The 25,620-nt window shown below is 30.5% G+C and carries 21 protein-coding genes; 8 read left to right on the top strand and 13 right to left on the bottom strand.

Annotated elements, in window-relative coordinates:
• Position 1 precedes the first annotated feature (1 nt).
• The 6 genes from BA195_RS09320 (at position 2) to rfbB (ending at position 5,952) form a co-directional block, all read left to right on the top strand.
• Positions 2 to 808, top strand: a complete 807-nt coding sequence (locus BA195_RS09320; protein ID WP_068704731.1) for a glycosyltransferase — start codon at positions 2 to 4, stop codon at positions 806 to 808.
• 191 nt (positions 809 to 999) lie between these two features.
• The gene (locus BA195_RS09315; RefSeq protein ID WP_245662339.1) at positions 1,000 to 1,974 is read left to right on the top strand and encodes a sugar transferase; all 975 of its coding nucleotides are present in this window, start codon (positions 1,000 to 1,002) and stop codon (positions 1,972 to 1,974) included.
• Between the two features lie 36 nt (positions 1,975 to 2,010).
• Positions 2,011 to 3,018 carry a UDP-glucose 4-epimerase GalE gene (gene galE, locus BA195_RS09310; protein ID WP_068704729.1) on the top strand — a complete coding sequence of 336 codons (1,008 nt, stop codon included), beginning with the start codon at positions 2,011 to 2,013 and terminating at the stop codon, positions 3,016 to 3,018.
• Between the two features lie 23 nt (positions 3,019 to 3,041).
• Positions 3,042 to 3,917, top strand: coding sequence for a glucose-1-phosphate thymidylyltransferase RfbA (gene rfbA, locus BA195_RS09305; RefSeq protein ID WP_068704843.1), 876 nt, complete (start codon positions 3,042 to 3,044; stop codon positions 3,915 to 3,917).
• A 262-nt stretch (positions 3,918 to 4,179) separates the two neighbouring features.
• Positions 4,180 to 4,734, top strand: a complete 555-nt coding sequence (gene rfbC / locus BA195_RS09300) for a dTDP-4-dehydrorhamnose 3,5-epimerase (protein WP_068704727.1) — start codon at positions 4,180 to 4,182, stop codon at positions 4,732 to 4,734.
• A gap of 201 nt (positions 4,735 to 4,935) precedes the next feature.
• Positions 4,936 to 5,952, top strand: a complete 1,017-nt coding sequence (rfbB, locus tag BA195_RS09295) for a dTDP-glucose 4,6-dehydratase (protein ID WP_068704725.1) — start codon at positions 4,936 to 4,938, stop codon at positions 5,950 to 5,952.
• A 37-nt stretch (positions 5,953 to 5,989) separates the two neighbouring features.
• On the opposite strand, the gene BA195_RS09290 is transcribed toward rfbB, so the two are convergent.
• The 5 genes from BA195_RS09290 to porV form a co-directional block, all read right to left on the bottom strand.
• The gene (locus BA195_RS09290; protein ID WP_068704724.1) at positions 5,990 to 7,834 is read right to left on the bottom strand and encodes a LysM peptidoglycan-binding domain-containing protein; all 1,845 of its coding nucleotides are present in this window, start codon (positions 7,832 to 7,834) and stop codon (positions 5,990 to 5,992) included.
• Between the two features lie 18 nt (positions 7,835 to 7,852).
• The gene (guaA, locus tag BA195_RS09285; protein ID WP_068704723.1) at positions 7,853 to 9,388 is read right to left on the bottom strand and encodes a glutamine-hydrolyzing GMP synthase; all 1,536 of its coding nucleotides are present in this window, start codon (positions 9,386 to 9,388) and stop codon (positions 7,853 to 7,855) included.
• A 63-nt stretch (positions 9,389 to 9,451) separates the two neighbouring features.
• Positions 9,452 to 10,516, bottom strand: coding sequence for a 3-oxoacyl-ACP synthase III family protein (locus tag BA195_RS09280; protein ID WP_068704721.1), 1,065 nt, complete (start codon positions 10,514 to 10,516; stop codon positions 9,452 to 9,454).
• A 158-nt stretch (positions 10,517 to 10,674) separates the two neighbouring features.
• Positions 10,675 to 11,157: a cytidine deaminase gene (locus tag BA195_RS09275; protein WP_068704719.1), complete on the bottom strand. Its 483-nt coding sequence runs from the start codon at positions 11,155 to 11,157 to the stop codon at positions 10,675 to 10,677.
• Between the two features lie 86 nt (positions 11,158 to 11,243).
• Positions 11,244 to 12,320, bottom strand: a complete 1,077-nt coding sequence (gene porV, locus BA195_RS09270; RefSeq protein WP_068704718.1) for a type IX secretion system outer membrane channel protein PorV — start codon at positions 12,318 to 12,320, stop codon at positions 11,244 to 11,246.
• A gap of 345 nt (positions 12,321 to 12,665) precedes the next feature.
• Here porV and gldJ point away from each other — a divergent pair, with 345 nt between their 5' ends.
• The gene (gene gldJ / locus BA195_RS09265) at positions 12,666 to 14,375 is read left to right on the top strand and encodes a gliding motility lipoprotein GldJ (RefSeq protein WP_068704716.1); all 1,710 of its coding nucleotides are present in this window, start codon (positions 12,666 to 12,668) and stop codon (positions 14,373 to 14,375) included.
• A 64-nt stretch (positions 14,376 to 14,439) separates the two neighbouring features.
• Positions 14,440 to 15,693: a UDP-N-acetylmuramoyl-tripeptide--D-alanyl-D-alanine ligase gene (locus BA195_RS09260; RefSeq protein WP_068704714.1), complete on the top strand. Its 1,254-nt coding sequence runs from the start codon at positions 14,440 to 14,442 to the stop codon at positions 15,691 to 15,693.
• On the opposite strand, the gene BA195_RS09255 is transcribed toward BA195_RS09260, so the two are convergent.
• The 8 genes from BA195_RS09255 to udk all read right to left on the bottom strand — a co-directional run bounded on the left by BA195_RS09255 (position 15,690) and on the right by udk (position 25,585).
• Entirely contained in the window at positions 15,690 to 16,544 is an 855-nt protein-coding gene (locus tag BA195_RS09255; protein WP_068704712.1) for an N-acetylglucosamine kinase, read from the bottom strand. The two genes, BA195_RS09260 and BA195_RS09255, sit on opposite strands and share 4 nt — an antisense overlap.
• Complete coding sequence (locus BA195_RS09250; RefSeq protein WP_068704710.1) at positions 16,544 to 17,059, bottom strand: hypothetical protein; 516 nt, start codon at positions 17,057 to 17,059, stop codon at positions 16,544 to 16,546. The genes BA195_RS09255 and BA195_RS09250 overlap by 1 nt, the downstream gene beginning before the upstream one ends.
• 59 nt (positions 17,060 to 17,118) lie before the next feature.
• Positions 17,119 to 20,265 carry a cytochrome c biogenesis protein CcsA gene (locus tag BA195_RS09245; protein WP_068704708.1) on the bottom strand — a complete coding sequence of 1,049 codons (3,147 nt, stop codon included), beginning with the start codon at positions 20,263 to 20,265 and terminating at the stop codon, positions 17,119 to 17,121.
• A gap of 105 nt (positions 20,266 to 20,370) precedes the next feature.
• A complete protein-coding gene (locus BA195_RS09240) occupies positions 20,371 to 21,249 on the bottom strand; it encodes a phosphatidylserine decarboxylase (protein WP_068704706.1) in 879 nt (292 codons plus the stop codon).
• Positions 21,250 to 21,254: 5 nt separating this feature from the next.
• Positions 21,255 to 23,318: a methylmalonyl-CoA mutase gene (gene scpA, locus BA195_RS09235; RefSeq protein ID WP_068704705.1), complete on the bottom strand. Its 2,064-nt coding sequence runs from the start codon at positions 23,316 to 23,318 to the stop codon at positions 21,255 to 21,257.
• Entirely contained in the window at positions 23,311 to 24,660 is a 1,350-nt protein-coding gene (locus BA195_RS09230) for a methylmalonyl-CoA mutase subunit beta (RefSeq protein ID WP_068704704.1), read from the bottom strand. Before BA195_RS09230 ends, scpA begins: the two co-directional genes overlap by 8 nt.
• Positions 24,660 to 24,977 carry an FtsB family cell division protein gene (locus tag BA195_RS09225; protein WP_068704702.1) on the bottom strand — a complete coding sequence of 106 codons (318 nt, stop codon included), beginning with the start codon at positions 24,975 to 24,977 and terminating at the stop codon, positions 24,660 to 24,662. Before BA195_RS09225 ends, BA195_RS09230 begins: the two co-directional genes overlap by 1 nt.
• A 2-nt stretch (positions 24,978 to 24,979) precedes the next feature.
• The gene (gene udk / locus BA195_RS09220) at positions 24,980 to 25,585 is read right to left on the bottom strand and encodes a uridine kinase (RefSeq protein ID WP_068704841.1); all 606 of its coding nucleotides are present in this window, start codon (positions 25,583 to 25,585) and stop codon (positions 24,980 to 24,982) included.
• Between the last annotated feature and the right edge of the window lie 35 nt (positions 25,586 to 25,620).

Below are 25,620 nucleotides of genomic sequence, written 5' to 3'. Positions count from 1 at the left end.
TATGGAAAAAATAGCTTTTTTAATTACTGTATATAAAAAAGAGAGATTAGATTTTTTTAAAAGATCTATTAATTCTATCATTAACCAAGATTATGGTTTTCAAAATATTAATATTTATTTGGGAATAGATGGTGAATTGACAGATGAATTAAATAATTACATAACAGAAAATCAAGATTTTTTCTACAAAACTATTCGCAATGATTCAAATAAAGGATTGGCTTATACACTGAATCGATTAATTGAAGTATTAGAAAATGAGCTCTATATCTTTAGAATGGATAGTGATGACGTTTGTGCACTAAATAGGGTAAGTACGCAGGTTGATTTTTTAGAGAATAACAATGCACTTATTGTAGGTAGTAATTTAATTGAAATTGATGAAGAGGGGAAAACAATTAGAGAAAAGAAAATGCCGATAGGACATAAAGAAATTATTAAGTATTCTATTACCAGAAATCCACTTAATCATCCAACGGTAGCTTTTAAAAAAGAGTTTTTTAATAGGGTAGGTAATTATAATGAAACTTTTTTAAAAGCACAAGATTATGAACTGTGGGCTAGAGCTCTAAAGAAACATATTGTTTTAGCGAATATAAACGAACCATTACTCTATTTTAGAGTAGCTAAGGATTATCTTATAAAGCGAAACTCTGTATCTAATTATACAAATGAGTTAAACGTATCAATTTCATTAATGAAACATTTTAAAAAATATAATCAATTACCTAAAATCTTAGCTAAATTTATTTTCAGATTAATGCCAAAGTCAGTTGGAGCGTATATTTATAAAAAAGATAGAAGTTAAATTATTATAAAAAAGGGGATTTAATATAAAGAGGAGTTAATTCTAATTCTAAAAAATGATTTTAGAACTAAATTGTTATATCTTAATTAATCCATTATTAAAATTTACCAAATAGTTTTTACTCAATATATCTTCTTAAAAGAATGTAAAATTATCCTTAATTTAGCAAAAAAAGCTAGAAAAGAAATAAAATGAATTTGATTACCTTAAAGCAAAATGAAATTGTAAGAAGCGTGGTGATGATTAAAAAAGAAAAATGTTTATTTGTAAACTTAAATAAATCATTAGATAAGCTATTGACGAGTGGTAAAATATCTGATAAGTATGAAGTTGTTTTTCATAAAGATTTAAATTTACAAGACAAAGCAATTACTTGCTATATAAAAGAAAGTAACATAAAAGTTGTTGTTTTTGAGAAAACACAATTAAACCAATTATCTAATAAAGAAGTTAATGAATTAGTTAATTTGCGTTTGTTGGGTATTGAAATATATGATTCAGAAAATTTTTATGAATGTGTGAATAAAAGAATTCCAATTATAAAAATTCAAGATAATCAATATTTTTCAGATGAAATATTTAGTCTTAATAGGAAAAGAAGATTTACATTTTTTAAAAGAGGTTTTGATACTTTGTTTTCCTTAACAGTGTTACCACTTGTTTTACCATTAACTATTTTAGGGTGTTTTTTAACAAAAATAAGCTCAAAAGGAAATATGTTTTACTCACAAATACGCATCGGTAGAGAAGGTAAAGAGTTTAAAATATACAAAATACGTACTATGGAAAATAATGAAGGTGGATTTACTGTTAAAAATGATAACCGAATTACTCCGGTTGGTAAATTCTTAAGATTGTCTAAAATAGATGAATTACCTCAGTTTTATAATATTCTTATGGGGCATATGAGTTTAATAGGCCCAAGGCCAGAACAGCCTAAATATGTAGAAGAGTATAGTAAAGAGAATCCTTTTTTCAATTTAAGACATATGATAAGACCAGGGGTGTCTGGCTGGGCGCAAATACATATGCCGAAAGCTACACCCGAAGAAAATTTAAAGAAGTTAGAGTATGACTTATATTATATAAAAAAGTACTCATGGAAATTGGATGTTAAAATACTATTTAAGACTGTTCAGATTGTTTTCACGATGAATAGTAATTAAAATAGTACTTTTGTTTTTAAAAAAGAGCAGAAGACTATGAAAAACATTTTAGTAACTGGTGGTTTGGGTTTTATAGGTTCGCATGTTGTAGTAGACTTGCAAAAATCAGGATACGAAGTTTTAATTATAGATAATTTATCTAATAGTAAAATAGAAGTAGTGGACCAAATCACTGAAATTACAGGTGTTAAACCAGTATTTTTTCAAATAGATTTACGAAATAAAAAAGACGTAGCAAACTTCTTTTTACAAAATACAGTTGATGGTGTAATACATTTTGCCGCATCTAAAGCTGTTGGCGAGAGTGTAACTGATCCTTTAAAGTATTATGAAAATAATATAAATAGCTTAGTATATTTATTGCAAGAAATGAAGGCATCAAAAGTAAATAACTTTATATTCAGTTCGTCATGCACGGTATATGGTCAGGCAGATGAGTTGCCAATTACAGAAAATGCACCGGTAAAAAAAGCAGAATCGCCATATGGTAACACCAAAAAAGTTGGTGAAGAAATAATAGAAGAATGCTCTAAGGCATATGATATTAGAGCTATTGCATTACGTTATTTTAATCCAATAGGCGCACACGAATCTATAAAAATAGGAGAATTACCAATCGGTATCCCTCAAAACCTTATTCCTTTTGTAACACAAACAGCAGCCGGTATTCGAAAAGAATTGGCAGTTTTCGGTGATGACTATCCTACAAAGGACGGAACAGCTGTTAGAGATTATATACATGTGGTAGATTTGGCTAAAGCCCATGTTACTGCATTACAACGTTTGCTTAAAAACAAAAGTAACTTAAAGTACGAAGTATTTAATATTGGTACGGGTAAAGGAACTTCTGTGATGGAGGTTATTAATTCTTTTGAACAAGTAACTAATAAACAAGTAAACTACAAAATTGTTTCACGAAGAGAAGGGGATATCACTGCAGCCTATGCAGATACTACAAAAGCAAACGAAATTTTAGGGTGGACAGCCGAAAAAACGCTTGAAGAAGGATTGCTTTCTGCGTGGAAATGGCAAGAAAAAAAATAATTAGGAAATGTTATAATAGCCCTATGAAAGGAATTATACTAGCAGGCGGTTCAGGAACTCGCTTATATCCGATAACAAAAGGAGTCTCAAAACAACTACTCCCTGTTTATGATAAACCGATGATTTATTATCCATTGTCGGTATTGATGTTGGCGGGTATTAACGAAGTTTTAATTATATCAACACCTGATGATTTACCTAATTTTGAAAAATTATTAGGTAATGGAACCGGTTTAGGAATCCAATTAAGTTATGCCGAACAACCCTCTCCAGATGGATTAGCTCAGGCTTTTATTATAGGTGAAGATTTTATAGGTAATGATGATGTTTGTTTAATTTTAGGAGATAATATTTTTTATGGCCACGGATTACCTGAAATGTTACAAACAGCAAAATATAATGTTATAAATGACAAAAAAGCAACTGTTTTTGGTTATTATGTAAAAGAAGCACAACGTTATGGTGTGGTAGATTTTGATGAAAAGGGAAATGCCTTGTCGATAATTGAAAAACCAGAGCATCCGAAGTCGAATTATGCGGTGGTCGGTTTGTATTTTTATCCTAATAATGTAATTAAAGTAGCAAAAAAAGTAAAACCATCTAAAAGAGGTGAGTTAGAAATTACTTCGATAAATCAACATTATTTATTAGAAAATAATTTAAAAGTAGCGTTGATGGGAAGAGGATTTGCTTGGTTAGATACTGGTACACATGATTCTTTACTTGAGGCAAGTCAGTTTATCGAAACCATTGAAAAGCGTCAAGGATTAAAAGTAGCTTGTTTAGAGGAAATAGCCTTATATATGGGGTATATAACCAAAGAACAGGTGAAAAAATTAGCAGCACCTTTAAGTAAAAATGGTTACGGACAATATCTATTGAATTTAGTGAAAGAGTAATAATAGATTCGTTTAAATTCATTACTCAATATTGCAAGTAGCGTCATTCTGAATTTATTTAAGAATCACATACAAGATTGCGTTGTTGCAATGCGAACCTGAAACAAGTTCAGGTTGATATGAGGCTACTTGTTATAAATGATAGGGAATACTTATTCAATTTAGTAAAAGAATTAAACTAAAAAGTCGCAGCATGCTGTATTTAATTCAGCTTCACATCATTTATTATTAGTAAATTTGATTCGTTATTAAAATAATCCGAATGATTTTTACTAGAACTGAAATTCAAGATGTTGTAATTATTGAACCTCGCGTCTTTAAAGATGAAAGAGGTTATTTTTTTGAGTCTTTCAATCAACAAAAATTCAACGAACAGCTAGGTACTATAAATTTTGTACAAGACAACGAGTCGAAATCAGTTTTCGGCACGTTAAGAGGATTTCATTTTCAAAAACCGCCTTTTGCACAAGCAAAATTAGTACGTTGTATTCAAGGTAAGGTTTTAGATATTGCAGTAGATATACGTAAAAATTCACCTACTTATGGTAAACATGTAGCGGTAGAATTATCGGATGAAAATAAAAAACAATTATTTATTCCACGAGGATTTGCACACGCTTTTGTAACCCTGTCTGAAGAAGCCGTTTTTGCCTATAAAGTTGATAATTGGTATACGCCAGAGTGTGATGCTGGAATTATATACAATGATTCTGACTTAAATATTGATTGGAAAATCAATCCAAAAGAAATTATTTTATCATCAAAAGATGAATTACTACCAACTTTAAAAGAGTTTAAAACACCGTTTATGTATTAAACACATTAGTTATTGTCTGTTTTTAGTTCTGTAATCTTAGTTTAAATAACCTTTCGACATGTTGAATTTATTTCAGCATATCTTCCATACAAGGTTTTACATTATTAGACCGTAAAAACTAGCTTTCCAATCTGTTTTTAAATCAGAAACTCTGTTTATTTATTAGTAACTTTGACAGTACTAAAAAGAATTAAATCTTACATGAAGAATATTTTAATTACAGGTGGCGCAGGTTTTATAGGTTCGCACGTGGTACGATTATTTGTAAACAGTTATCCAAATTATAATATTATTAATTTAGATTTACTTACGTACGCAGGAAATTTAGATAATTTAAAAGATGTTGAAAACCGAGAAAATTACACTTTTATAAAAGGTGATATTTGTGATGAAGTTTTGGTGAAAAATATTTTTGAACAAAACAAAATAACACATGTTATTCATTTGGCAGCAGAATCTCATGTAGATCGCTCAATTTCTGACCCTTTTTCATTTGTAAAAACTAATGTTTTCGGAACATTAAATTTGTTAGAAAATGCTAAAAATAGTTGGGAAGCTAATTTTAAAGACAAACGCTTTTATCATATCTCTACAGATGAGGTGTATGGAACTTTACAAGAAACAGGTTTTTTTACTGAACAAACAGCTTACGATCCGCACTCACCTTATTCGGCATCAAAAGCATCTTCTGATCACTTTGTACGAGCATTTCATGATACCTATGGTTTGCCAATGGTAATTTCTAATTGTTCTAATAATTACGGGCCAAATCAATTTCCTGAAAAATTAATTCCTTTATTTATTAACAATATATGTGAAAATAAAGAATTACCAATTTATGGAGAAGGGAATAATGTTCGAGATTGGTTGTACGTTGAAGACCATGCAAAAGCGATTGATTTATTGTTTCATAAAGGGAATTCAGGCGAAACTTATAATATTGGAGGTAATAATGAATGGAAAAACATCGATTTAATTAAAGTTTTGATAAAAGAAGTTGATGTTTTATTAAATAGAAATAAAGGAGATTCAGAAAAGTTACTAACTTATGTTAAAGATAGAGCAGGTCATGATTATAGATATGCTATTGATTCGAGTAAATTAAAAAACGAATTAGGTTGGGAGCCTTCGTTACAATTTGAAGAAGGTATAAAAAAAACCATACAATGGTATTTAGATAATCAAGAATGGTTAAGCAATATAAAAGATAAAGAATAAATAAAAAACCTCACATTTTAATGTGAGGTTTTTTATTTTATTTAAGCCGTGTTAAACTTAAGTCTTGGTTGTATTTTATTATAAAAAGACCTCTGTTACTTGTACTACCAAAGTTTTTTTTGTGATAGTCAAATTTATTTTCTAAACGAAAGGAAACGCCTTCTTTAAAAGTATCTGTCAATTCTTTTCCAGAAGCTAATCGAACTAAAACATCATAGGTAATATCAAAACCTTTTATAGCATAGTCAGATGGTGATGTATTGTTTTTTGCAAAATATTTTTTATTAAAATCCTTTACATTACTTGAGGTGTTGTCTTCAAATGAACTTGATACATAAGTAAAATCAACGCTTGCTAGTTTATTGTTATCTATTTTATCATAATCTTTGTTCTTTTCAATAGCAAAAATTTGCACCGTAACGTCATCAGGCACTCCTATCATACTATTTAAAACATCACTAATGGCTACATAATCATTTGAGGTAATGATAACCCAGTTGTGTTTTTTTGTAGTCATTTTTTTTGTAAAAAGCGCTCGTTTTATGTAGCCTTTTTCGGGTTTTAGAACATGAACTTTTGTGATAGAATCATGCTTTTTTAAACCACTAACAATTTTATTTACTCTTTTGTTAGAAGATTTTTTACCATCACCAACAACAAAAACCTGTTCACCTCTATAATTCTCTTTTAAATATGAAATTAAATAATCAGTGTAATTTTCTTTGTCTGGAGCTGATTTGATAAGTTTTTTAGAAGAAAAATGCTGTTGTTTTCCTGAAAAGTGAGGAAATACAACTGGAACATTAATTTTATCAGCAACTATCTCAGCCTTATCAGAATAAAAAGGACCAATAACAACATCTGTATCACTTAACTTTCCACTATTTATAATAGTAGTAATATTTTCACCCCTATTTCCTGTGTCTAAAACGGTTACATTAACATCAACTCCTTGTTTTTTTATTGAATCAACAGCTATTTCAATACCTGTGTAAAAATCAGTTACCATATTTGCTAATGGAGCCGAGCTATTTTTTTCTTTACTAAAAATATTTATGTAAGAGGTTTTTTTGTATTCCTCAGCTTTAAAAGGAAGTAAAATACTAAGGTTAACGGTAGCATCTTGCTGAATGCTATCTTTGTAAAAAAGAAAATTTTCATCAGGATTTACTTCGTCAATTAATTTTATTTTTAACAACTGGTTAATTGATAATTCATTGTTTATAATTCCAGGGTATTCTGGATTTAAACGAATTAAATCATCTTTAGAAATATTATAAAAACGAGTTAAACTATACACTGTTTCTTTACTTTTAACAGTGTGTGTCAAAAAGTTTTTTAAAACCTCTTTTCTATCAATTGTTATTGTTTTTTCAATCGACTTAACTTTTAATACTTGACCGATACTTAAAATATTACGTTCGATTCCTGGAAATTCAGGATTCCATTTAATTAAATCATCTTTAGTAATCTCATATTGCTTAGTAATTCGATAAACAGTTTCTCCTGCTTTTACAGTATGATTTTCGTATTCATATATTGTTTGTTGAAAAACATCTGAAGCTTTTTCATCTTCAGATGTTTCATTACTATCTTTTAAATTTTCATCTTTAATATCATCAACATCAGTGTCAATAACTTTGGTTGATTTTTCTTTGTTTAATTCCGGGTTTGGAATAACAATTACGGTATTAGCATCTGGCCGTCTGTCAACATCAGGATTTAAACGTAATAAATCCTTTGTTTTCATATTAAGACGATTAGCAATATCGCGCATGGTTTCACCCTCTTGAGTTTTGTAGGATATATATCGTTTTTGCTGACCACAAGAAACGGTAAATGTTAAAATACAAACTAAGAGTAAAAACTGTAACTTTTTCATGTAATTTTTTTTAAAATTCTATTCCCATTCAATTGTAGCAGGTGGTTTAGAGCTTATGTCATATACAACCCTATTAACACCTTTTACATTATTGATTATTTTATTTGATGTTTTTTGTAAAAACTCATAAGGTAAATTTACCCAATCGGCAGTCATACCATCGGTACTTTCTACTGCTCGTAAAGCTACTACTTTTTCGTAAGTTCTTTCATCGCCCATAACACCAACAGAGTTTACAGGTAATAAAATAGCACCAGCTTGCCATACTTTGTTATACAAACCATCTTCTTTTAGTCCGTTGATAAAAACGGCATCTACTTCTTGTAAAATACGTACTTTTTCTTCGGTGATATCACCTAAAATACGAATAGCTAATCCTGGTCCTGGAAAAGGATGACGGCCTAATAAATCTTTATCAATACCCATTGAAGCTCCAACGCGTCTAACTTCATCTTTAAATATCATACGTAAAGGTTCTACGATTTTAAGTTTCATAAAATCAGGTAAACCTCCTACGTTGTGGTGACTTTTAATGGTTGCTGATGGACCTCCGTTTACAGAAACTGATTCGATAACATCAGGATATATTGTTCCTTGTGCTAACCATTTAGCGTCTTTAATCTGATTTGCTTCATCATCAAAAACATCAATAAAAACTTTACCAATAGCTTTACGTTTTGCTTCAGGGTCACTTAAGCCGGCAAGCTCATTTAAAAAACGTGCCGAAGCATCTACGCCTTTTACGTTTAAGCCCATACCTTCGTATTGCTTTAAAACATCAGTATATTCATTTTTACGTAATAATCCGTTGTTAACAAATATACAGTGTAAATTGCTTCCGATAGCTTTGTGTAATAAAACTGCTGCTACAGTTGAATCTACTCCGCCTGACAAACCTAAAACAACTTTATCGTTTCCTACTTTTGCTTGTATATTAGCAACGGTTTCGTCAACAAAAGAATCAGGTGTCCAAGTTTGTGCTACTCCTGCTATAGTAACTAAAAAGTTTTCTAATAATTGTTTACCATCGGTAGAATGATATACTTCTGGGTGAAATTGAATTGCATAGGTGTTTTCTCCTTCAATTTTATAAGCAGCATTTTCTACATCGTGAGTGCTGGCTAATAAAGTTCCGTTTGTAGGTAAGTTTTTAATGGTGTCTGAATGACTCATCCAAACTTGACTACCAATGTTAATTCCTTTAAAGAAATCTTCTCCTTCTTTTACAAAAGATAAATTTGCCCTACCATACTCCCTGGTATTTGAAGGTGCTACCAATCCGCCAGAAAAGTGTGCTAAATATTGAGCACCATAACAGACAGCTAATAAGGGTTTTTTACCTCTAATTTCAGTTAATTCAGGATGTAAAACATCTTCTGAACGAACAGAGTTGGGGCTTCCTGAAAGGATAACTGCCTTAAAGTCGTTTAAGTTTTTTGGTATTTTGTTATATGGATGAATTTCACAGTAAATGTTTAATTCTCTCACACGGCGCGCAATAAGTTGTGTGTATTGCGATCCGAAATCTAAAATAAGTACGTTGTGTTGTTGCATATGCAAAAATAGTACTTAGATTTTAGACTTTAAGTATTTGATTTTAGATTTTTTTGAACTTTTTTAATAACGATATACAATTGCATTAATATTCATTCCTGCGCCTACAGATGCAAGTATAATAACATCTCCATTTTTTACTTCTTGATTATCAATATTCCTTTTTAAAACTAAATCAAGTAGTGTAGGTACAGTTGCTACAGAGCTATTACCTAATGTATGAATACTCATAGGGGTAACACCTTTAGGAACCGTTTTTTTATACAATCTATAAAAACGTTTAATAATTGCGTCGTCCATTTTTTCATTTGCTTGATGAATAAATATTTTTTTAACCTGGTCAATTTCAATTCCGCTTTTATCTAAAGCAGTTTTCATTGCTTGCGGTACATTATTTAAAGCAAATTCATAAATTTTTCGTCCGTGCATTTTTATATACCGAACATCTTTGTTTAAATCTTTATTGTATGAGTTTCCAAAAAACAAAAAATAAGCTTCGTCTTTAGTAAAACTTTGTGTAGCATGGCTAAGTATACCACTATCACTGCCTTCTTTTTGCTCAACAATACAAGCACCAGCACCATCACTGTATATCATTGCATCACGGTCATGTTCATCTACAACTCTTGATAAGGTTTCACCTCCAATAACTAAGCATTTTTTAGCGATGCCTGCTTTTATAAATGCTTGTGCTTGAATAACGCCCTCAATCCATCCAGGGCATCCAAATAAAATATCATAGGCAACACAGTTTGGGTTTTTTATTTGGAGTAAATGTTTTACACGACTCGCTAAACTAGGAAGAATATCGGATTGTATGGCTCCTTTTTTTACATCACCAAAATTATGAGCAAATATTATATAATTTAAATCTTCAGGATTTACATTCGCATTTTCTATTGCTTTCTTAGCAGCAAAATAACCTAGGTCAGATGAGTTGTAGCTGTCTTTAGCATACCTACGTTCTCTAATACCCGTTATTGACTTAAATTTATCAATAATTATAGTGTTCGTACTTTCAATAGCGTCACCATTAGTATTTAAAAAAGAATTTTTTAAAAAACGGTCATTCTCTTTTTTTATTGATGGAATGTATGAACCTGTTCCTGTAATTATTATTGAATTCATTTTAAATTATTAGGGTTTGCGACACAAGTAAAGCATTTTTAATTAAATATATGCTTAAATAAAGGTGCATTTTCTAAGAATTATAATATTCCTAAAAAATAAAGGTTTAATTATTTATTTAAAAAAAAACAGCGTTTTTTTTACTCAAAAATATAGAGTTACAAATACGAACTGTCAAATGAAAACGGAAGTAAAGATAGTAACGAATTTGTTTTTACGATTTTACCAATTTCTCCCATAAAAAAAACTTCTATTGGTTCTTTTTGGTTAATTTCATATTCGGATAAAGTTTGTCTACATGCGCCACATGGTCCAACCGGTTTATCAACGGTTGTGTTTTCAGAAGCAGCAGAAATTGCTAATTTTTTAATTCTTACACCTGGAAATTCAGAGCCTATTTTCCAAACTCCCACTCTTTCGGCACACATGCCAGATGGATAGGCAGCGTTTTCTTGATTGTTACCCAAAACAATACTCCCGTTTTCTAATAAAAAAGCAGCACCAACACTAAATTTTGAGTAAGGTGCATAGGCTTTTGCTCTAGCTTCAATAGCTTTATCCATTAATATTTTATCTTCTTCACTTAATTCGGTTACATTATTGTATACCGTAGCAGAAGCTTTAAATTCTATTTTTTCCATAAAGAAATAGTATTGGTCAAAAAAAGCAGTCTAAACAGACTGCTTTTGTATTTGTATATACGAATTTATTAAAAAAAAATTATATTTTAATAATCTTCGTAAATTTCTCCTAAATCAAAAGATAAAGAAAAACGTAAAGTGTTTTCTAAAGGGTTGTTTATTGCGGATGTGTTTATTAGATATGATAAATCTAAATTAAGGGCCTGAGTTGTAAAACCAGCACCTAATGTTAAAAATTGTCTTAAGCCTTTCTCTTCACTTTCATGAAAATAACCAGCTCTAAGGGCAAAAGCATTATCATATAAATATTCTGCACCTAAAGCCCAAGTTGTTTCTTTTAGCTCTTCACTAAAACTTCTATCACCTAAAGAAGTAAACATTCCTTCAAACCAGCTTCTTGAAGATGCAGCTCCGCTTGAAGGAACTAATAGTTTTGTGAATTCTAAATTAAGACCAATAATATTATTACTATCTAGTATAAAATCGAAACCTCCACCAATTTTAGCATTTGTAGGAATAAAATTTTCTTCACCAGGAGTATATTCAACTTTAGGTCCTATGTTTGCAATATTAAACCCTAAGCGATAACGTCCATTAAAATTACCGTAATTCTCTTCATCTGACTGATAATAACCAGAAATATCAACTGCAAATGAGTTGACAGCTTTAATACTACTGTCATTAACATCAATATTGGAATTGATATATTTTAAACCAATTCCCATTGAGAATTTTTCACTTAACTTCATCGAGTAGATACCTGTAATAGCAAACTCGTTAGGGTTTTGTGTTCCTGTACTTGTTCCATCAGTATCGGTTAAGTCTACTTGACCTAGAGAAAAATATTTAATGTCTACTCCCCAAGCAGCTTTTTCTTTAAACCTATTTACATAAGAAACATTTCCAACAAATATATCATCGGTTAAATTACGTAACCAAGGTGTGTAATTTAAACCAACACTTATTTTATTTTGATTGAAAACAGTTTTAGCAGGGTTATGAAAAATTGAAAATGCATCAGCAGATGTTGCTACACCTACATCTCCCATACCTCCAGCGCGAGCATCAGATGATACTAGCAAAAAAGGGGTTGCTGTTGTAATTTGTGCTTTGGTTTGAAGGGCAAAACATACAAAAAACAAAAAAAAAGTTAATTTTTTCATGTAAAAATTTGATAGTTAGTTTAGCAAATATAGAGTTTTCTTAAAAAAATGCTAAAGTTATTCGTTTTTTAATCAGTAAACTAAACGATAGAACAGCGTAAATATTATGGTAAAATGATTTTTTTTAGAAAAACTCTAGCAAAAGTTGTTGATATTGTAGAATAAAATAATGTATTTTTAATGGTAAATATTTAATCTTTTTCTTAGATTCGTAATACTAAACTTAAAAAATGAACGTTTTTAATCTTGCAAAGACAAGTTTTTACATGTCATTTTATAAAGAAATTAGTTGTAAGGAGTTATAAATATTGTAAATTGCGCCACCCTTAAAATAGTTAAAAATACATGAAAAGCACATTAAAACTACTTAGTTTGTTAATTGTTACTTCGTTAATTGTTGTCTCTTGCAAGAGCAATAGAAGTGGTAGTTCAAGTAAATCTTCATTAACAGGTTGGAATTTTAATGACCCAAATTATGGAGGTTATATTAAAGGAGAAGATAAAAATGGTAAAGAAGTACCTCCTGGTATGGTACATATCGAAGGAGGAAGTTTTACAATGGGATTAGTACAAGATGACGTAATGTTTGATTGGAACACAACCCCCCAAAAAATGCATGTTCGTTCTTTTTATATGGATGAAGCAGAGGTTACTAATGCTGAATATGGACTGTTTATGCAGTATACCAAAGATATATTTCCACCAGAAGAACCACAATTTAAAAATATCTACCACTCAGTTTTACCAGATACTCTAGTTTGGAGAAAAGGATTAGGTAATACTAATTTATTGTCAGAAAGCTACTTAAGACATCCGTCTTATGCTGAATATCCAGTAGTAGGAGTTAGTTGGTTACAGGCAAATAAATACTGTAAATGGCGAACAAATGCTGTGAATTTAAAAATTTTAATGGATAAAGGTGTAATTAAAAATATTTTTAAAGAAGACTCACTGAGTTTTAGAGGGAAAAATAATTTTGATACAGATACTTATTTGACAAATCCATACGCATTGTTTGATGGAGATTCAACAATTTATAAAAAAGGAATTCCAATACCAAGAAAAAAAGGAGAGCCTAAACCAGAAAAAGACAAGTTTTCAGGAAGACAAGTAACTTCTTCTGATGGTATCTTGGCCCAAAAATTCAGGTTGCCAACTGAGGTTGAATGGGAGTATGCTGCAAAGGCTGTATTTGAAAATCGTGAATATAATAACATACGTGGTAGAAAAAAATATTCATGGGACGGTAAATATACTCGAGATAGAGATAAAAGAAGACGAGGAGATCAATTAGCAAACTTTAAACAAGGTAAAGGAGATTATAGTGGTATTGCAGGTTGGAGTAGTGATGGGTCTGATATTCCTAACGCAGCTAGAAGTTATCCTCCAAATGCTTTTGGTCTATATGATATGTCAGGGAATGTTGCTGAATGGGTAGAAGATGTATATCGTCCAATTATAGATTCAGAAGCCAATGATTTTAATTACTTTAGAGGAAATGTATTTACTAAAAAGTTAATTGATCAGAACGGTAAAGTAGTTATTGTTGGAGATGAAGTAGGAGAGGTAGAGTATGATACTTTAGAAAATGGAAGAATTGTTCCAAAAGATTTACCTGGTAGCGTAAAGTACATTCCTATTACAAAAGAAGATACTTATATGAGAAGAAATTATAATTTGGCAAATAATTCAAGTTTAGGAGATGGAGATCAAGCATCTTCAAAAGACTATGAATTAGATAAAGATCAATTAAGCAGTGCTTCAAGAATGTATAATTCACCTCAAAAACCTGAAGCAGAAAGAGATACTTTAGGGAACCCAATTAATAATTATAAATATGATGATAAAAGAAGAACAACGCTTGTTAGTGATAAATCACGTGTTTATAAAGGTGGCTCTTGGGCAGATAGAGAATATTGGTTAGATCCAGCACAAAGAAGATATTTTCCAGAATATATGGCAACTAACTTTATAGGATTTAGGTGTGCTACAGACAAAATGGGGCCAATGATGCTAAACAAGAGGAAAAGTGCTATGCCAGATACAGCTAAGTAAAATAATTATTACAATCAATATAAAACCTCATTGAAATTCAATGAGGTTTTTTTATTTTTACAGGATGGAGATAGTCGATTTATATAAATTATATATGCAGCATGGTTTAGTTGATACTGATACCAGAAATATTAGAAGAAACACTATTTTCTTTGCTTTAAAGGGAGAAAATTTTAATGGAAATAAATTTGCAGAAGAAGCATTGTTAAAGGGTGCTGCCTATGCTATAATTGATGAGATTGAGTATGTATCATCTAAAAGAACAATACTAGTAGACAATGTGTTGAAAACCTTACAAAAACTAGCTACTTATCATAGAAACATGTTACGGATACCTATTGTCTCTTTAACAGGAAGTAATGGTAAAACAACTACAAAAGAGTTAATAAAAGCAGTTTTGTCTTCACAATATAAAATCACAGCAACTAAAGGTAATTTAAATAATCATATAGGAGTACCTTTAACATTGTTATCAATGACAGATAAAACGGAGATTGGTATTGTTGAAATGGGAGCAAATCACCCTAAAGAAATAGCTTTTTTATCTGAAGTTTCCAACCCTGATTTTGGTTATATTACAAATTTTGGGAGTGCACATTTAGAAGGTTTTGGCTCAATAGAAGGGGTTGTTAAAGCAAAATCTGAATTGTATGATTTTTTAATTATCAACGGGAAAAAAATTTTTGTGAACCCTAAAGACCCAATTCAAATAGAAAAAACAAAAAACGCTAACACTATTTTTTTTAATAAATCAATCGTTTTTGATGAAGTAAACCCTTTTGTTAAATTGTTCTTTAAAAATACAGAAATACAAAGTAATTTAATAGGGGAGTATAATTTTTTCAACCTTGCAGCAGCTATAACAATTGGAGATTATTTTAAAATAAATAAAAAGTATATTAAAGAGTCAATAGAAAATTATATTCCTTCAAACAACAGATCACAGCTTATAAAAACAAAAAAAAATAGGATTATACTTGATGCTTATAATGCAAATCCAACAAGCATGAGGGCGGCCTTAAAAAGTTTTGATAATATTAATTCAAAGAATAAAACAATTATTTTAGGAGATATGTTTGAATTAGGTGATTACAGTAATAAAGAACATCAAAGTATAGTTGATTTAACGATGAATTCAAAACTAAATAATTTGTTTTTTGTAGGAGCAAATTTTAACAAAACAACTACTAATCATTATAAATTTATAAATATTGAAGCGTTAAAAAAATATTTATTAAATAACCCTATAAAAGATAGTCTGATTTTAGTTAAAGGGTCCAGAGGAATGGCTTTAGAGCAAATATTAGATGTTTGCTAAATTTTATTTATTTGATGAAATTTAACAAGGTTGTCAATTGGCCGTTGTATTATGTCAGTAATAAAGAGGTTGTTTTTTTTTGCAACATTGATTAAAATATTCTTGAAATAATAGGCAATTGAACCAACAAAATAAATAGGGGTACCCGTGTTTTTCTTATAAGGAAGTACATAGTATTTTAAATACTTTTTAAATCCTTTTTTAATTAACCTCTTAATGTAATACTCATCCTGATAGTCTAACATAAATTTAGAAAATGTTGCTAAGTACATGTTCGGATTAGGTTTGTTATATAAATTACTTTTAACAACATCAATATCAAGATTAAATTTTTTTTTAAATTGTGTAGCTAATTTTATAGGCATTTTATTGTAATAATAATCTCTAAGTAAACGTTTGCCAAAATAATTTCCGCTAGCCTCATCCATGATACTATAACCTAAGGATGGATTTATTTTTGTTATAGTCGTACCATCATAGTAACAACTATTTGATCCTGTTCCTAAAATACAAATTATAGATGGTTTAGTGATAGCGCAAGAATAGGCAGCAGCTAAAATATCTTCTTTAATTGTTATTTTAGCTTTTTTAAAAACAGATATTAAAACGGTGTTTAACTTTTTGACGGACTGTTCAGAACCACAGCCTGCACCGTAAAAGTAAATTTCTGTAATTTTTAACCTGCTTTGATAAATTTCTGTTATTTCGTAAAGTCTGTTAATTAGTTCAGGCTCTTTAACAACAACAGGGTTTAAACCCTGTGATGTGATTCTAAAAAGTTCCTTTTTACTATCTTTATCAAGTGCTATCCAATCTACTTTAGTTGAGCCTCCGTCAGCAATTAAAATCATTAAATTTTACTCATCTGTTTTTTCATCATTTGCATTTGCTCTTTAAGCATGCCGTGCTTATCTAATTTTTTTGCCTCAGTCATTAAATTAGTAGCTTCACGTTTTCTTCTTTTAGTCATTGCAATTCCTGCCAATTGTAATTTAGCCATTGCTAAGTCATTGTCCATAGATAAACCTAGTTTAACAGCTTTACGCAAAAACTTTTCAGCTTGAGTTATGTTAGTTTGACTTAACATAATTCCTTGTAAGTAATTATAATAACCTTCTTGTTTTTGGATTAATGCAGTTGAAGGATTTTTAATATAATTTAACCATTTTTTAGCACCTTCAAAATTTTGTTTACGTAATTGTAAAAAAGCTAGCAAAATGAATTCGTTTTTAAAGTAAAAAAATACGAAAAGACCTGCTAGTAAAAGAATTGATATTCCATTCATTATATGAGCCTGAGTAAACTCATAAATAGCCCATAAGGTTATAATTGCTGCTAATCCTAATTTTATATTTTTATTGAACATATTTTGTTTTTTTGTAGAAGCATGTAAAAATACATTTTTCTATTAAAATAATTGAATTTTTATTTTTTGTAATATTTTTTATATTTAATCCAAGCGAATATTCCTAGAACAAGCACAAAGATAAGAGAGAAATATACAGATGTTGGAGTAACCACCTTGTCTCCACTTGCGTATGAGTGTAGTCCAGATAAATAAAAGTTTACACCCATGTAAGTCATCATAATAGATGAAATAGCCAAGATGGATGCTAAATTAAACGTATATTTTCCTCGTAAGCCAGGAATCAATCGCATGTGCAATACAAAAGAGTATATCATTATAGATACTAAGGCCCATGTTTCTTTAGGGTCCCAGCCCCAATAACGACCCCAGCTTTCGTTAGCCCACATTCCGCCCAAAAAGTTACCGATGGTAAACATTACTAAACCGACTGTTAAGGCCATTTCATTAATTATAGTCAATTCCTTAATATGTAAATCCATTTTCTTTTTGTTTTTATTGTTAGTAAAAGCCATTAAGAATAAAGCAAATACTCCAAGAATCATTCCTAAAAAGAAAGGGCCATAAGCAGCAACAATAATAGAAACATGTACGTATAACCACCAAGAGTTTAATACTGGTTGAAGGTTTGCAATTTCTGGATCTAACCAGTTTTGATGCGCAAACATTAAAATTATAGAAACTAAAAATGTAGTAGCGGCGATAGTTAGTGAAGATTTTTTTCCAAGTATTAACCCAAATAGCATGGTAGCCAAACCAACAAAAATAATAGACTCATAAGCGTTACTCCAAGGAGCGTTTCCACTAATATACCAACGAGCTGTTAATCCTAGTACATGAAAAATAAATAAGAAAATAACAATACCGATTAATACTTTTACAACAGAGTTAATCCAGCTTTTATTGTTGAATATTTGAAGGAAAACAAAAACAATTAAAAGCAAGCTAACATATCCGTAGTATTTAGAAAGTTTGACAAAAATATTTAATTTATTATAGGCTATTTCTAAATCTACTTTATCTTTTGAAGGGATTACATCAGCGCCAAACTTTCGTTGAAATTTTTTAATTCCGTCTAAAACTTTGTTAGTTTCCGTGTAATCTCCAGATTTTTTTGAAGCTTGAAGTAGCTGTAAGTATACAGGTAGTGATTGACGAACAAACACAGAGTCAGTACCTTTAAAATTGGCTTGCGATGTTTCTGGTTGTGACACCCACTTATTATTTTCGTCATTAGGAATAGGGTAAATACGTAGCATACCGCCACCTAAAGCTTGTGATAATAACCAAACTCTTCTTTCAATTTTAATAGCATCCTGTTCAAATTTATTTTGAATCCTTTTCTTTTCAGCTTCAACAACTAATTTGCTAATTTTAGAAGAGCCATCTTTATTATAAAAATCAATAAAACGAGCATATTCGGTATCTTTATGAACACCTAGAGTTTCTCTAATTTGCGTGTTTCCTTTTTCTAAATACACAAAAGGAACATTTAACCATAGCATTGGAGTTTCAGTAATAGAAAGTAAAATTTGACTAGGGTCAAGACCTTTAAATTTATTACTATGTGCTACTTTTCTAACTAATTCAGAAGCAAAAGTATGTGCTGGTTTCATTCTTCCTCCAGCATCTTGAATAACTAAAGAACTAAATAAAGCAGCATGTTTGTCATCTACTTTGTTGCTAATCAAAATAGAATCTATTTGAGTTTCTGAAAGTTGTTTTGGTTGGTGTGACTCATGCTGTTGCGCAAAAGAACCAAGAGAAAATAAAAATACAATTACAGATAATTTAGCTTTTCTGGCTTTAATCTTTTCTAATGATTTTTTTAAATCATCAAAACGAGTATTTTTAATAAATAAAATACATGTTAAACCAAAAAATAATAAGAAGTAGCCAATATAGGTAATCCAAGTTCCCCAAAAATCATGGTTTACAGATAGATGTGTCTGCTCATGGTCTCCATCAATTTTATAACTAGATTGGAATAATTTATAACCTCTATAATCTAAAATATTATTCATAAAGATCCTAAAATCAAAGGTTTCATCTTTGTCTATAACGGTAATTTCACTAGCGTAAGCTGCAGCACTTTCAGATCCAGGATATTTTTCTAGTTGAAAATCATTTAATTTAACATTAAAAGGTGTGTGTCGCTTTTTAGCACCATACCATGCTCTAAAATTTAAATCGCCAATGCTAAATTCTTCAACATTATCAACATTAAATTGACCACCATAAAGTTCAACTCTTTCAGTTTTATTGTTAGTTGTTACGTCAAAAATAACAGTATCGTATTTTTTATTATCTTTTTTTCCAGACAATGTTTTCATAATTCCTTTTTCAGGAGATTTTGGAATTACAAACTGTAAGCCGTTAATAGTATGAAGTGTTAAGAATTGAAAATGCTGCGCACTATCTTTTACAATTTGACCTCTTTTTTGGTCTGCCATTCTAAGCCAATCTCCGTTATTTTTAGAAATCATTTTTAGATTACCTTCATCGTAATAAAAGTTAACCGAAGCATTTTTCTCAGGAACATCAAAGCTTACTAGTATATTATGAATATTTTGAGTAGTACCTCTTTTTATATAATGTTCATGTCTGCTTCCGCTTGAACTTTCAACTAAAAATAAATATTCAACCCCATTTTCATCTAAAACAAGTTTTTTTTCAGACCACGGAATGTAGTCAATTAGTTTAAAAGAAACCTCATGTTGCTTTCCATCTTTTTTAGGTTGAAAAGTTTCTGTGAAATTGGCAGTATTGCTTCCCCAAGCAGAAAGTAATAATTTGTTATTCGTTTCTTTTTGAAACTCATTATTGTCAATAACAACGTTTAAGTAGTTAATGTCTGAAAAAAAAGTATTGGTAGTTTCTCCTTCATCAATAATCATAATTCCTTCATGGCTTATGTAGCGTGTAACGCCTGCGCCAATTAAAATCAATAAAAATGAAGCGTGAAAAAGTAAAACCCCCCATTTTTCTTTTTTATACAAACGGTACCTAAAAATATTACCAAAAAAATTGATAACAAAGAAAACCATAATTAATTCAAACCACCAGGTGTTGTAAATTAAGGCTTTAGAAGTTTGTGTTCCAAAGTCATTTTCTATAAAAGTTGCTACTCCCATAGCTATAGCGAATATCAAAAATAATACAGCTGTTAAGCGGGTTGAGTAAAGTGTGTCTAAGATTTTTTTCATCTGTAAAACTGCTAAGTGTAAAACTTCGCAAATTTACGGATTAATGTCTTAATAAGTTTGTAATTTTGACGCTTTTTAAAGAAATAAAACGTTAAAATAAATAGGTTAAATTCCTATTTTTTCTCCCATTTTAACAAATGTTTCAATACGATTTTTAGTGTTTTTTAAAATGTCAGCATCAATTATTAATTTATTTTTGTCAACTAATAATACAATTGTTGATCCGCCGAAGGCAAAGTACCCCATTTCATCACCTTTATTTATAGGGGTGTTAGCATTATATGTTTCTATGATACTACCAACCATTGTTGCTCCAACAGGTGCTACAATAATTTCTCCTTTTTCTTTGGATGATAAAATGCAGTATTCGCGTTTGTTTTCGCAAAAAACTTTTGTAAAATTTGAAGCTAGGGCGTAAGGCGAAACAGAAAAATAATCGCCCTTAATTTTTGTCATTATTGAAGGAGTTCCATTTGTAGGAAAATGATATCGATGATAATCGTTTGGGGCTAATCTTAATATGATTAGAGAAGAATTTTTATGCTTTTCAGCTAAAACATCATCTTCTAAAAACTCTTTTAAGGTGAATTTTCGTCCTTTAATAAAAAAATTATGAATATCAGCAATATTTTCGAAAGCTAACATTTTACCATCTCCAGGAGAAACAAATCCATTTTCAATTGGGCGTGCATTTGGCTTTAGTTTTCGGTAAAAAAAGTCGTTAAAAGAAGTAAACTCAGAAATCGATTTTTCAGCTTCATCAATATCTATATTTAGTTGCTTTACAAAACCTTTTATTTTTTTTACAGAAGATGGTTTGTTCATTTTTTTACCATACCAAGCAGATAAAAATTTACGTTTTGCTATAGGTAAAATAGCCATTTTACCAAACGGATTGTTGTATAGTAGTTTTAAAAATGTTTCGCCAGGAGGTGTTTCGTTAATAATGTTTCCTGATTTTCTATCGATAAATTTTATTTCCATATTTTTTATTCTTCTGTACTATCAATTAAAATAGTTAGCATGTCAATGGCGGCTTGTGCAATTTTTGTTCCAGGGCCAAAAACACCTACGGCTCCTGCGTCAAATAGATATTGGTAATCTTGAGCCGGTATTACTCCACCCACAATAACCATAATATCTTCTCTACCGTATTTTTTTAATTCGCCAATTACTTGAGGAACTAAAGTTTTGTGACCTGCAGCTAATGATGAAATTCCTAAAATATGAACATCATTTTCAATAGCTTGTTTGGTGGCTTCTTGTGGTGTTTGAAATAAAGGGCCTATGTCTACGTCAAAACCTAAGTCAGCATAACCAGTAGCAACAACTTTAGCGCCTCTGTCGTGGCCGTCTTGCCCTAGTTTCGCAATCATTATTCTTGGTCTACGCCCTTCTAATTTGGCAAATTTATTTGCATATTCGATTGCTTTTTTAAATAATTTGTCATCTTTTATTTCTTTACTATACACGCCAGATATGGTTTTGTGAACTGCTTTATGTCTGCCAAAAACATTTTCTAAAGCATCAGATATTTCACCTAAAGTAGCTCTGTTTTTAGCGGCTTCTACTGCTAAAGCTAATAGATTGCCGTTATTGGTTTTTGCACATTTAGTTAACTCGGCTAAAGCGTTTGTAACTTTTTCTTGGTTTCTCTTAGCTTTTATATCATTTAATCTTTCAATTTGTGATAGTCGAACAGCTTCGTTGTCAACTTCAAGAATATGTAAAGGATCTTCTTTTGTTAATTGATATTTATTTACGCCAACAATTACATCTTGTCCGCTGTCAATTTTAGCTTGTTTTTTAGCAGCAGCTTCTTCAATACGCATTTTGGGTATACCTTTTTCAATGGCTTTGGTCATTCCGCCTAATTCATCAACTTCTTTAATTAATTCCCAAGCTTTGTTGGTAATATCTTCGGTAAGTTGTTCTACATGGTAGCTTCCTGCCCATGGATCAACGGTTTTTGTAATATGCGTTTCTTCTTGTAAATATATTTGAGTGTTACGAGCAATACGTGCTGAAAAATCAGTAGGTAAAGCTATCGCTTCGTCTAAAGCATTGGTGTGTAAACTTTGGGTTCCTCCAAAAGCGGCTGCCATAGCTTCGATTGTTGTGCGAGCTACATTGTTAAACGGATCTTGTTCTGTTAAAGACCATCCGCTTGTTTGACAGTGTGTTCGTAAGGCTAACGATTTTGGGTTTTTAGGATTGAATTGTTTTACAATTTTTGCCCACAACATTCTTGCTGCTCTCATTTTGGCTATTTCCATAAAATGATCCATTCCAATTGCCCAGAAAAATGAAAGTCTAGGTGCAAAAGTGTCAATATCCATTCCTGCTTCTAATCCTTTTTTAATATAATCTAACCCATCAGCTAAAGTGTATGCTAATTCAATTTCGGCTGTAGCACCAGCTTCTTGCATATGGTAACCAGAAATTGAAATTGAATTAAATTTTGGCATATTTTCAGAAGTGTATTTAAAAATATCCGCAATAATTTTCATTGATGGAGTAGGTGGGTAAATATAGGTGTTACGCACCATAAATTCTTTTAATATATCGTTTTGAATGGTTCCTGAAAGTAATTCAGGGGCAACGCCTTGTTCTTGGGCGGCAACAATATAAAAAGCAAGAATTGGTAAAACGGCTCCGTTCATAGTCATTGAAACCGACATTTTATCTAGTGGAATTTGATCGAACAATATTTTCATATCCTCAACCGAGTCAATTGCTACGCCAGCTTTACCAACATCTCCTTGCACACGTTTATGATCAGAATCATAACCACGATGTGTTGCTAAATCAAAAGCAACAGAAAGTCCTTTTTGGCCAGCAGCTAAATTTCTTCTATAAAAAGCATTACTTTCTTCAGCTGTTGAAAATCCTGCATATTGACGAATTGTCCAAGGTCTACGAACATACATTGTTGAGTAAGGTCCGCGTAAATTTGGCGCAATTCCTGCAATAAAATCTTCATGTTGTTTATTGTTAACTGTTGATTTTTTATTTTGACTTAATTGTATGTTGGAAAGATCTTTTCTACTCATTTTCTAAGCGTTCTTGTTCAAGCTTTTCAGCTAATCGTTTTTGAATGATTGGTTGTATGAGTGTTTTTTCTGTTCTGATATTTACGAATGGGAAAATTTCTAAATCATTCTTAATCGTATCTTTATCGTTTTGTAGTTTGTTGGTTCCTAGTAAAACGATTTCGCCGTTATCAAACTTTTTTTGTTCTTTTTCAGCTGCTTCTTTGATTTTTCGTTGAATAATACCTTCTTTCAATTGTTTTAAAAACCCGCCACCTTTTTCGATAGATTTAAAAATTTCTAAGGCATTTTGAGCTAGTTGTTGTGTAATTGACTCGATATAATAGGCTCCGTCAGCAAAGTTTTGAGCTTCCGATAATTCACTTTCTTGTTGTAGGATTAGTAATTGATTTCTTGAAATGCGCTCACCAAACTCATTTGAAGTGTGAAAAATATCATCATAAGAAATATTACTAACAGTATCAGCTCCGCCTAAAACAGCGCTCATACATTCTGATGTTGTTCGTAACATGTTTACATTATAGTCATATAATGTTTTGTTTCGTAAGCTTGGTTGTGTAAATATGTGTGTTGTATTATCTTTTACTTCATATTCTGTTAAAAGAGATTGCCATAAAAGTCTAAAAGCTCTTAGTTTTGCTATTTCAAAAAAATAATTGCTTCCTACAGAAAAATTAAAGTGAATTTTAGGTGCTGTTTCACTTCCAAAATGATTTAAATATTCATTTGCATGTGCAAGAGCATAAGCTAATTGCTGTGTGTTATTGGCTCCTGCGTTTTGATATACAGAAGTGTTAACGCAAATTGAGTTATCTGTAGTGTTGATAATTTTTTTTAATTCTTCGTGGTCGTTTTTTAAGTTACTAAACCAATTACCAGTATTGACTAAATTGCCTAAAATATCAATGTTAAAATAGCAGTTTTTTGAGTTTATGAAGTTAGATAGGTCAATAGTAAATTTTGAATCTAAAAATTTTAAATTAAAGTAAAGTAAAGTGTTTTTTAAATCTAAATTATTTAAAAGAACCTTGTAGTTGAATTTGCTTTTTACTTTAAATTCAATTGATTTTGCACCTCTTTTTAAAGAATCGATTGCAAATAAGTTTGCCTTTTCTTCGTTTTCAACATAGATAGATTGGCAAATCGTAAATCCTTTTTTAGGTGTTTTTATTTTTAATTGCGTGCGGTCTTCTTTTGTGTAAAAAGGTTTTACGGTAATGCCTTCATCTGTTTTCCATAAAAGAGTGCTATTGTAATCTGCGCCTTTAAGATCTACCTGAATTTTTTGTTTCCATTCAGCAGCCGTTGTTTCTTTGAAATCATTAAATAAGTATGTGCTCATTATTTATGTATGGTGTCAAATTCGATAATATAAATATCTTCATCTTTTTTTTTCATGAAATACTTTTCACGAGCATAGCGCTCTAACTGAAGAGAGTCTTGTAACTTTTTAATTGTTTTTTTGTCTTTATCAATTTTGTTTTTGTGATAATCGATCCAAACTTCTAATTCGTCTATTTCCTTATTGAACTCTCTATGGGTAAGGTACGAATTTTCATCAAAAAAAAGCATCCAAATAACGAATACGGTTAAAATAACAACATAAATGTTGGTTGCTATTTTAAAAGAAGGTTTGTTTTTTATTGATTTTAAATTCATAATTATAAACGGTCGCTAATTACGGTTCTAACAATATCTATGGCTACAGTGTTGTGTTTATCGTTAGGTATAATAATGTCGGCATAATTTTTTGTGGGTTCAATAAATTGTTGGTGCATTGGTTTTAGGGTGTTTTGATATCTGCTTAAAACTTCATCAATATCTCTACCTCTTTCTTTAATATCTCTGCGTACCCTCCTTATTAGTCGTTCATCCGCATCTGCATGTACAAACACTTTAATATCACAAAGATTTCTTAACTCTTTACTGTTAAAGATTAAGATACCTTCAATAATAATAACTTTTCTAGGGTGTGTTTTTATGGTGTCTTTCGTTCTGTTATGAGCTACAAAAGAATAAATAGGTTGCTCTATTATTTTACCGCTTTTTAAATCACTTAAATGCTTTACTAATAATTCAAAGTCGATAGCTCTTGGATGGTCAAAGTTTATTTTAGTACGCTGCTCGTAGTTTAAATTATCGGTTTGATTATAGTAAGAGTCTTGAGAGATTACGCAAACTTCATCTTGAGGGAGTTCATTTATTATTTGATTTACTACGGTTGTTTTCCCACTTCCAGTTCCGCCAGCAATACCGATTACAAATATATTTTTCATTAAATTATGTTAAAGATGAGTTACAA

Origin of the sequence: Tenacibaculum soleae, assembly GCF_001693415.1 — a bacterium.
GTDB classification, from domain to species: Bacteria; Bacteroidota; Bacteroidia; order Flavobacteriales; family Flavobacteriaceae; genus Polaribacter; species Polaribacter soleae.
This window is presented reverse-complemented; position numbering and strand designations above follow the sequence as displayed.